6 protein-coding genes and 1 pseudogene are annotated in these 6,126 nt (G+C 59.4%); all 7 read right to left on the bottom strand.

Going from position 1 to position 6,126, the window contains the following annotated elements:
- Positions 1-74, bottom strand: a pseudogene (locus AC07PT_RS25070) (GTP-binding protein); the annotation flags it as partial.
- 145 nt (positions 75-219) lie between these two features.
- Positions 220-2,322, bottom strand: coding sequence for an elongation factor G (gene fusA, locus AC07PT_RS25065; RefSeq protein WP_492350044.1), 2,103 nt, complete (start codon positions 2,320-2,322; stop codon positions 220-222).
- 69 nt (positions 2,323-2,391) lie between these two features.
- A complete protein-coding gene (gene rpsG, locus AC07PT_RS25060) occupies positions 2,392-2,865 on the bottom strand; it encodes a 30S ribosomal protein S7 (RefSeq protein ID WP_019577824.1) in 474 nt (157 codons plus the stop codon).
- Between the two features lie 199 nt (positions 2,866-3,064).
- Positions 3,065-3,442, bottom strand: coding sequence for a 30S ribosomal protein S12 (gene rpsL, locus AC07PT_RS25055; RefSeq protein WP_017759704.1), 378 nt, complete (start codon positions 3,440-3,442; stop codon positions 3,065-3,067).
- A gap of 293 nt (positions 3,443-3,735) precedes the next feature.
- Positions 3,736-4,893 carry a D-alanyl-D-alanine carboxypeptidase family protein gene (locus tag AC07PT_RS25050; RefSeq protein WP_492350045.1) on the bottom strand — a complete coding sequence of 386 codons (1,158 nt, stop codon included), beginning with the start codon at positions 4,891-4,893 and terminating at the stop codon, positions 3,736-3,738.
- Between the two features lie 103 nt (positions 4,894-4,996).
- Complete coding sequence (locus tag AC07PT_RS25045) at positions 4,997-5,632, bottom strand: alpha/beta hydrolase (RefSeq protein ID WP_494658499.1); 636 nt, start codon at positions 5,630-5,632, stop codon at positions 4,997-4,999.
- A 70-nt stretch (positions 5,633-5,702) separates the two neighbouring features.
- Positions 5,703-6,101: a (2Fe-2S) ferredoxin domain-containing protein gene (locus AC07PT_RS25040; protein ID WP_492350047.1), complete on the bottom strand. Its 399-nt coding sequence runs from the start codon at positions 6,099-6,101 to the stop codon at positions 5,703-5,705.
- Positions 6,102-6,126: the final 25 nt, after the last annotated feature.

Here is a 6,126-nt window from a genome sequence, read left to right as displayed (position 1 = left end):
TTGCCGTGGTCAACGTGACCGATGGTGCCGACGTTCACGTGCGGCTTGGTACGTTCAAACTTGCCTTTTGCCATTTTCAATCTCCAAAAAGAGCGATCCCGTGTGTGGTTTTACGTCTGCATCCAGTTGCTCAATCCCTTCGCACGGGGACAAAGGGGCACCGGATCGCAGACAAATGAGGATGCCCCGCCACCTCTGCAGGCGCGGGGCAAGTGCCAATTACTTGGCGCGGGCTGCCACGATGGCTTCAGCCACGTTGCGCGGAGCTTCGCTGTAGTGCTTGAACTCCATCGTGTAGGTCGCGCGACCTTGCGACATCGAACGCAGCGTGGTCGAGTAGCCGAACATTTCCGACAGCGGCACTTCGGCCTTGATGGCCTTGCCACCACCGACCATGTCGTCCATGCCCTGAACCATACCGCGACGGCTGGACAAGTCACCCATCACGTTGCCGGCGTAGTCTTCAGGGGTTTCGACTTCCACAGCCATCATAGGCTCCAGAATGACCGGGCTGGCCTTGCGGCAACCTTCCTTGAAACCGAAGATGGCAGCCATCTTGAACGCGTTTTCGTTCGAGTCCACATCGTGGTACGAACCAAAGGTCAAGGTGACCTTGACGTCCACCACCGGGTAGCCGGCCAGCACACCACTGTTCAAGGCTTCGATCACACCCTTTTCAACGGCAGGGATGTATTCGCGAGGAACCACACCGCCCTTGATGGCGTCGACGAATTCAAAACCCTTGCCCACTTCGTTCGGCTCGACAGTGAACACCACGTGGCCGTACTGACCCTTACCGCCCGATTGACGCACGAACTTACCTTCGACGTCAGAAACCGACTTGCGGATGGTTTCGCGGTAGGCCACTTGCGGTTTGCCCACGTTGGCTTCCACACCGAATTCGCGCTTCATGCGGTCAACGATGATTTCCAGGTGCAACTCGCCCATACCGGCGATGATGGTCTGGCCCGATTCTTCGTCGGTGTTGACGCGGAAAGACGGATCTTCCGAAGCCAGACGTTGCAGGGCAATGCCCATCTTTTCCTGGTCAGCCTTGGTCTTGGGTTCCACAGCCTGACGGATCACAGGCTCAGGGAACACCATGCGTTCGAGCATGACGATGGCATCGGGATCGCACAGGGTTTCACCGGTGGTGACGTCCTTCAAGCCCACGCAGGCAGCGATGTCGCCAGCGCGGATTTCGTCCACTTCCTGGCGCTCATTGGCGTGCATCTGCACGATACGACCAATGCGCTCCTTGCGGCCCTTCACCGGGTTGTAGACCGTGTCGCCCTTGCTCAGAACGCCGGAGTAAACGCGAACGAAGGTCAGCTGACCCACGAACGGGTCGGTCATCAGCTTGAATGCCAGGGCCGAGAACTTCTCGCTGTCGTCGGCCTTGCGGCTGACCGGCTGCTCGTCATCGTCCGTACCCTTCACCGGCGGAATGTCCACAGGCGAAGGCATCAGTTCGATCACGGCGTCCAACATGCGCTGCACACCCTTGTTCTTGAAGGCGGTACCGCACAGCATCGGTTGGATTTCGCAGGCGATGGCACGGGTACGCAGGCCGTGGGTGATCTCTTCTTCGGTCAAGTCACCTTCTTCCAGGTACTTGTTCATCAGCTCTTCCGAAGATTCGGCTGCAGCCTCGACCATCTTTTCACGCCATTCCTTGGCGGTTTCCAGCAGGTCGGCCGGGATCTCTTCGAAGTTGAACTTCATGCCTTGCGAGGCTTCATCCCAGATGATGGCCTTCATCTTGCGCAGGTCCACAACGCCCTTGAAGTTTTCTTCAGCGCCGATGGGGATCACGATAGGCACAGGATTGGCCTTCAGGCGCAGCTTCATCTGGTCCACGACCTTGAAGAAGTTGGCACCAGTACGGTCCATCTTGTTCACAAAGGCCAGACGCGGCACCTTGTACTTGTTAGCCTGACGCCACACGGTTTCAGACTGGGGCTGCACGCCACCCACAGCGCAGTAAACCATGCAAGCACCGTCCAGCACGCGCATCGAGCGCTCAACTTCAATGGTGAAGTCAACGTGGCCGGGGGTGTCGATGATGTTGATGCGGTGCTCGGGGAAAGACATGTCCATGCCCTTCCAGAAGCAGGTCGTGGCAGCCGAGGTGATCGTGATGCCGCGCTCTTGCTCTTGCTCCATCCAGTCCATGGTGGCTGCGCCATCATGCACTTCACCGATCTTGTGGTTCACACCGGTGTAGAACAGGATACGCTCGGTGGTAGTGGTCTTACCGGCGTCAATGTGAGCAGAAATACCGATGTTGCGGTAGCGCTCGATGGGGGTCTTGCGGGACATGAAATTTCTCCGTTAATCGCTGAGAGCCCGCACAAAGGCGGGCTCTCAGACGCGAGGGGATGGATCTATTTAGAAGCGGAAGTGGCTGAAAGCCTTGTTGGCTTCGGCCATGCGGTGAACTTCATCACGCTTCTTCATGGCACCACCACGGCCTTCGGTGGCTTCGAGCAGTTCGTTGGCCAGACGTTGGGCCATCGACTTTTCGCCACGCTTGCGGGCGGCTTCCTTGATCCAGCGCATGGACAGAGCCAGACGACGAACAGGGCGGACTTCCACAGGCACTTGGTAGTTGGCACCGCCGACACGGCGGGACTTCACTTCGACCATGGGCTTCACGTTGTTGATGGCAACCGTGAAAGCTTCCAGGGCGTCCTTGTCAGGGTGCTTCTTGGCGATCAGGTCCAGAGCACCGTAAATGATGCGTTCTGCGACCGCCTTCTTGCCGCCTTCCATGATCACGTTCATGAATTTGGACAGCTCGACGTTACCGAACTTCGGGTCCGGCAGGATTTCACGTTTAGGGACTTCGCGACGACGTGGCATTTCTTCACCTCTATGCTTCAGTTGGCACCATTTCAGGTACCGCGAGTGCCATGGGGCAACTCACTTACTCGACCCCGCGCCAACATGGCACTGTTCGGGTCACTACGTCTGAAGGCCAGCCAGGCCATTCAAACACCGATGTTTTTCAAAGCTGTGACGCTTTCGGGAACCATTCACCCGTGGCTGACAGCAAAATTGCTTAGGCCTTCTTCGGGCGCTTCGCGCCGTACTTGGAACGCGATTGCTTGCGGTCTTTCACGCCTTGCAAGTCGAGCGAACCACGCACGATGTGGTAACGCACACCGGGCAAGTCCTTGACACGACCGCCGCGAACCAGCACCACGCTGTGTTCCTGCAGGTTGTGGCCTTCACCGCCGATGTAGGAGATCACCTCAAAACCGTTGGTCAGGCGCACCTTGGCAACCTTACGCAGAGCGGAGTTAGGCTTCTTGGGGGTCGTGGTGTACACACGAGTGCACACGCCACGACGCTGGGGGGAGTTTTGCATCGCGGGGCTCTTGGACTTGGTCTTTTCGACCTCGCGCCCCTGACGCACGAGCTGGTTGATGGTTGGCATGAAACGTCCCTAAACGTTTGAAAATTACAAAAAAGCCGAGCAATCGACACCGCACGGCACTGCACACGCGTGAAACGCACCTGTCTGATCACCATGCCGAGCCGCAAAAACCGCTGGAGCAAACCACCGAGCCGTCCAAACGGATCACTCAGCAGTCACTGCGGTCATACAGCCCATGCAAGTCAAATCAGATTGACGCGCAAATGTGCAACCCTTCGGAAATTCCGAAAAGCCTTCTAATGTATCAGGTCGGGCTTTTGGGGGCAAGTACGGCTTGACAAACCCTCACCCCATCACTTGATCCAGAGTCGCAGAGCGTCCCAGGCTCGCCCCATGACGCCGGCCTGCTCGACGCCGTCCAGGGCCAGCAGCGGCACGTCAAGCAAGGGTTGATCGGCCAAGCTGACTTTCAGGGTACCGATGCCCTGCCCCTTCTGCAAAGGGGCCACCACCGGGTCGGGTCTTGTCACCAGGGTTTGCAACTTGCCGGCTTGACCTGCAGGCACCGCCACCACAATCGCCTCCGGGCGGCCCAGGCGCGCCGTGCTCTCCTTGCCTTTCCAGACACTCGGCGTCACCACAGGCTGGCCCGCGTCGAACAGTTTGACAGCTTCATAGGCCGTATAGCCCCAATTCAACAGCTTCTGACTTTCATTGGCCCGCGCATTCTCACTGGCCGCCCCCAGCACGATCGACAGCAACCGTCGCCCCCCCACATTCGGAAAGTCTCTTTTGGCCGTGGCAATCAAACAATAGCCTGCCGCATTGGTATGGCCAGTCTTCAAGCCATCCACCGTCGGGTCGCGAAACAGCAGCAGGTTGCGATTGCTGGCGTTCGTGGCAGGCGAGCCCTCATAGCGGTATTGCCTGATGGCGTAGTAGCGGAGGTAGTCCGGAAAATCAAGGATCAGGCGGGTGGCCAGAATGCTCAGATCACGCGCCGTGCTGGTATGGCCAGCCTCGACCATGCCTTCAGGGTTCTTGTAAACGGTGTTCTTCATCCCCAGAACCTTGGCCTGGGCATTCATGAGTTCGACAAAGTGCTCGGCCGAGCCTCCCACCCCTTCCGCCAAAGCCATGGTGGCGTCATTGCCGGATTGAACCACCATGCCCTTGATCAAGTCCTCTACCGGCACCTTCATCTTGGGGTCAATGAACATGCGCGAACCAGGCATTTTCCAGGCTCGGTCGCTGACCGGCAGTCGCTGCGCGAGCTCGATCCGCCCAGCCTTCAGCGCATCAAAGACGAGGTAGGCCGACATCAGCTTGGTCAGAGAAGCCGGCTCGACCGGTGAGTCGATGTCTTTCTCCGCCAGGATCTGATGGGCCGTCACATCCATCAGCAGGTAGGAGCGGGCCGCCAGTTCCGGCACCTGAGGTGCCTGCGCCCCAGCACGAAGCGAGGCGACGATGAGGATGGAGGCCAGCAGGGGCTTGAAAAAAGAATTCATGCGAAGAGCGCGTACGCAGAGCCGAAAAACACAGGGACCGCGAAGGCGCAGCCAAACCATGAGAGCGCCCAACGCACCCCAAAGTTCATGGCTTCGCACGTCGTCAGGGGCGTAAATGGCGCATCACCAGCGCTTTCAACAACGGCAGCTGACCGTGAAAGAAGTGCCCCCCTCCGGGCACCACCATCACCGGCAGCGCCTGAGGACGCGCCCAATCCATCACCGCCGACAGGGGCACCGTATCGTCCTGCTCACCATGCAGAACCAGCGCCCGCTCATGCAATTCTGGCGTCAGCTCGGCCACCTGGAAGCGTGAGGCAGCGGTACCGACCAAGACCGCCCGGTCCACCTCGCGACTGGAGCAGACAGCCTTGAGGGCATGACTGGCCACATAGGCGCCAAAAGAGAACCCTGCGATGGCAATGGGCCCATGAGGCGCCTGCTGCTCCAGGACGGCCAGAAAATCGTCAATCTCCCCACGCCCCTCATCCCAGACGCCAGCGCTGCCACCCACCCCCCGGAAGTTGAATCGGACGGCATCCCAACCCGACTGAACGAAGGCACGCGCCAAGGTCTGCACCACCTTGTTGTCCATGGTGCCGCCAAACAGCGGATGCGGGTGGGCGATGATGGCCACCCCTCTCGGGGCGCCACCTTCTGGCACAGAGGCCGAGTCGCGCAAGCCTTGCAGAGCGCCGGAAGGCCCCACGAGTTCAAGCTTAAAGGTTTGGGCATTCATGGCGATACCTTCTCAAACAGAACCGGGTCGCTCCGCCAGGATGCGACCCGGTTCGATATCCAACAACAAATCAACGTCCGAGATGGGGCGGCGTCAGAAGTCGTTCCACCACCTTGCCGTTCTTGAGGTGGGATTCCACGATCTCATCGACGTCGCTGGGGTCCACAAAGGTGTACCAGACCGCCTCTGGGTAGACGACCGCCACGGGCCCACCGGCACAGCGATCCAGGCACCCGGCCTTGTTCACGCGCACCTGGCCAGGCCCCGCCAGCCCGGCGGCCTTGACCTGAGCCTTGCAGCGGTCAAAGGCCTCTTTGGCTCCGTGGTGAGCACAACTGTCCTCACCATTGATGCGCTCGTTGAGGCAGAAAAAGATGTGCCGCTCGTAATAGGAGGGCTGCGCAGCCAGCTGCGGCGCGCCATCGGCAACAGCGCCAGTGGCGGCCTTGACGGTAGAGGATTCGGACATGGCGCCATTTTAGAGAGAAGCGGCC

This window comes from Curvibacter sp. GW821-FHT09D12 (assembly GCF_059416245.1).
The sequence above is the reverse complement of the archived record's forward strand: the minus strand, read 5'-3'. Positions and strand labels throughout refer to the sequence as shown.

Bases quoted from the DNA above. Each gene is read 5' to 3' on its own strand.
- AC07PT_RS25045 (WP_494658499.1), bottom strand. From the start codon at position 5,632: ATGAATGCCCAAACCTTTAAGCTTGAACTCGTGGGGCCTTCCGGCGCT.
- AC07PT_RS25050 (WP_492350045.1), bottom strand. From the start codon at position 4,893: ATGAATTCTTTTTTCAAGCCCCTGCTGGCCTCCATCCTCATCGTCGCC.
- rpsL (WP_017759704.1), bottom strand. From the start codon at position 3,442: ATGCCAACCATCAACCAGCTCGTGCGTCAGGGGCGCGAGGTCGAAAAG.
- fusA (WP_492350044.1), bottom strand. From the start codon at position 2,322: ATGTCCCGCAAGACCCCCATCGAGCGCTACCGCAACATCGGTATTTCT.
- rpsG (WP_019577824.1), bottom strand. From the start codon at position 2,865: ATGCCACGTCGTCGCGAAGTCCCTAAACGTGAAATCCTGCCGGACCCG.
- AC07PT_RS25040 (WP_492350047.1), bottom strand. From the start codon at position 6,101: ATGTCCGAATCCTCTACCGTCAAGGCCGCCACTGGCGCTGTTGCCGAT.